The organism is Methylobacterium sp. WL103, from assembly GCF_008039885.1.
GTDB classification, from domain to species: Bacteria; Pseudomonadota; Alphaproteobacteria; order Rhizobiales; family Beijerinckiaceae; genus Methylobacterium; species Methylobacterium cerastii.
On sequence record NZ_VRUX01000688.1, the window covers coordinates 1 to 2,072 of the forward strand.

General features: G+C 70.1%; 1 protein-coding gene and 1 pseudogene. One reads left to right on the forward strand and one right to left on the reverse strand.

Annotation, left to right across the window (positions count from 1 at the left end; translation table 11 throughout):
- Positions 1 to 606: pseudogene (locus FV222_RS24235) on the reverse strand (hypothetical protein); the annotation flags it as partial.
- Positions 607 to 869: 263 nt separating this feature from the next.
- Between FV222_RS24235 and FV222_RS24240 the strand changes: the two are divergent.
- Positions 870 to 2,072: ABC transporter transmembrane domain-containing protein (locus tag FV222_RS24240; RefSeq protein WP_147815842.1), on the forward strand; the 1,203-nt coding region annotated here is incomplete at its 3' end.

Here is a 2,072-nt window from a genome sequence, read left to right on the forward strand (position 1 = left end):
GGGCGGGGGCGCAGCGCGGCGGAGGTAGCCGGTATAGGTCGTGCGGTCGGCGAAGTCGGCGCCGACGGGGAGCGCGGCCAGCGGCCGGTGGATGCGCGACAGCCCGTAGACCCAGATCTCGTCGTAGAAGCTGCGGACCGCCTCGGAGGACCCCTTGCGCTCCCATTCCGGCGCGAGCAGCTCGGGCGCGTCGAGGACGTCGCGCAGGCCCAGCACCACGCGGCAGTCGCGGGCGCGCAGATGCTCCAGCGTCGCCAGCATCTCGCCGTGGAAGCCCGTCGGCTCCTTGTCGACGATCAGCAGGTCCGGCCGGAAGTCCCGCGCGGTGCGCAGGACGATGTCGGCGCGCCGGGCCACCGTCTCCGGCAGCGGCACCTGCGGGTCGAGGCCGGCATAGCTGCCGTCGGGCCGCTTGGTCACGCCCGGCACCCGCACCGCGGAGACGCCGCGGGCGAAGGCGAACCGATCCACCACCGCGGAGCCGGAGACGATCACCGCCTCGACCTCGCCGGTGCCGGCGAGCGCGTTCGCGATCGTGCGCGAGCGGCGCAGGTGCCCGAGCCCGAAGGTGTCGTGGCTATAGATCAGGACGCGGCTCGCGCGCATCACGGTCTCATCCTCGAACGCCCCCTTGCCGCATCGCGATCCGCCTCTCGGCCGCGCCGCCGCACTCGCAGCGTCGCAGCCGGCCTGCGGTCGCACAAGCCGGGCCGCCGTGACAATGCCCGCGGGAGGACGGCCGTGACGGTCGGCGGCACCTGTGAGTTGTCGCACGCCCGCACTTCGCCTTTCCGTCGCAGGGTGACATGCGTGTGACGCGCGGGCCTACGAGGCTGTATGGGGAGCGTGGCGGAGGCCGGGGAGGGGTGATGCGCGATCTGGAGCCGACGCTCTTCGGCTATATCTGGCGGCATTCGCGGCGCGACCAGCTCGCGATCTGCGCCGTCGTGCTCGCGTCGCTGCCGTTCTACTTCGCCTCGCTCGACCTGCCCAAGCGCATCGTCAACGACGCCATCTCCGGCAAGGCGTTCAAGAACGGGCACGACACGGTCGACTTCCTCGACCTGATCATCCACTGGCCCGGCTGGCTCGGCGGCGACGAGGACGTGCTGTTCTCCGGCTTCCAGGTCGACCGCACCGGGTTGCTGTTCGGGCTGTCCGGGCTGTTCCTGACGCTCGTGCTGATCAACGGCGCGTTCAAATTCTGGATCAACCTGAGCAAGGGCGTCCTCGGCGAGCGCATGCTGCGGCGCCTGCGCTTCGAGCTGTTCTCGCTGATGCTCCGCTTCACGCCGGAGACCACCCGCGAGGTGAAGTCGTCGGAGACCGCGACCATCATCCGCGACGAAGTCGAGCCGATCGGCGCCTTCATCGGCGACGCGCTCGTGGTGCCGTGCTTCCTTGGGACTCAGGCGGCGACGGCGCTGATTTTCATCCTGATGCAGAATTTGTGGCTCGGCCTCGTCGCCGGGTCGATCGTGATGGTGCAGATCATCGTGATCCCGCGCCTGCGCCGCGAGATCATCCGTCTGAGCCGGCGGCGGCAGATCGCGTCGCGCAGCTTCGCAGGCCGGGTCGGCGAGGTGCTGGACGGGCTCGAGGCGGTCACCGTCAACGACACCGGCCGCTGGGAGCGCGCCGAGATCGGCGGGCGATTGTTCAGCCTCTACGATTTGCGATTGCGCATCTATCGACGCAAGTTTCTCGTCAAGTACCTGAACAACCTTCTCGCACAGATCACGCCATTCCTGTTCTACGCGATCGGCGGCTTGTTCGCGCTGCGCGGCCAGCTCGACATCGGCCAGCTCGTGGCGGTGCTGGCCGCCTACCGAGACCTGCCGCCGCCGCTGAAGGAGCTGATCGACTGGGACCAGCAGCGCCTCGACGTCGAGGTGAAGTACGAGACCGTCGCCGCCCACTTCGCGCCGCACCGCCTCCGGCCGTCCGAGCCCGAGGGCGAGGGCCTGGTTCGGCCGCTCGGCGGCCCGCTCGAGCTGGACGGCGTCAGCCTCAAGGACCCCCTCGGCGGCCCCGCGCTCGAACTCGGCGGCGTCAGCCTCGCGATGCCGGTG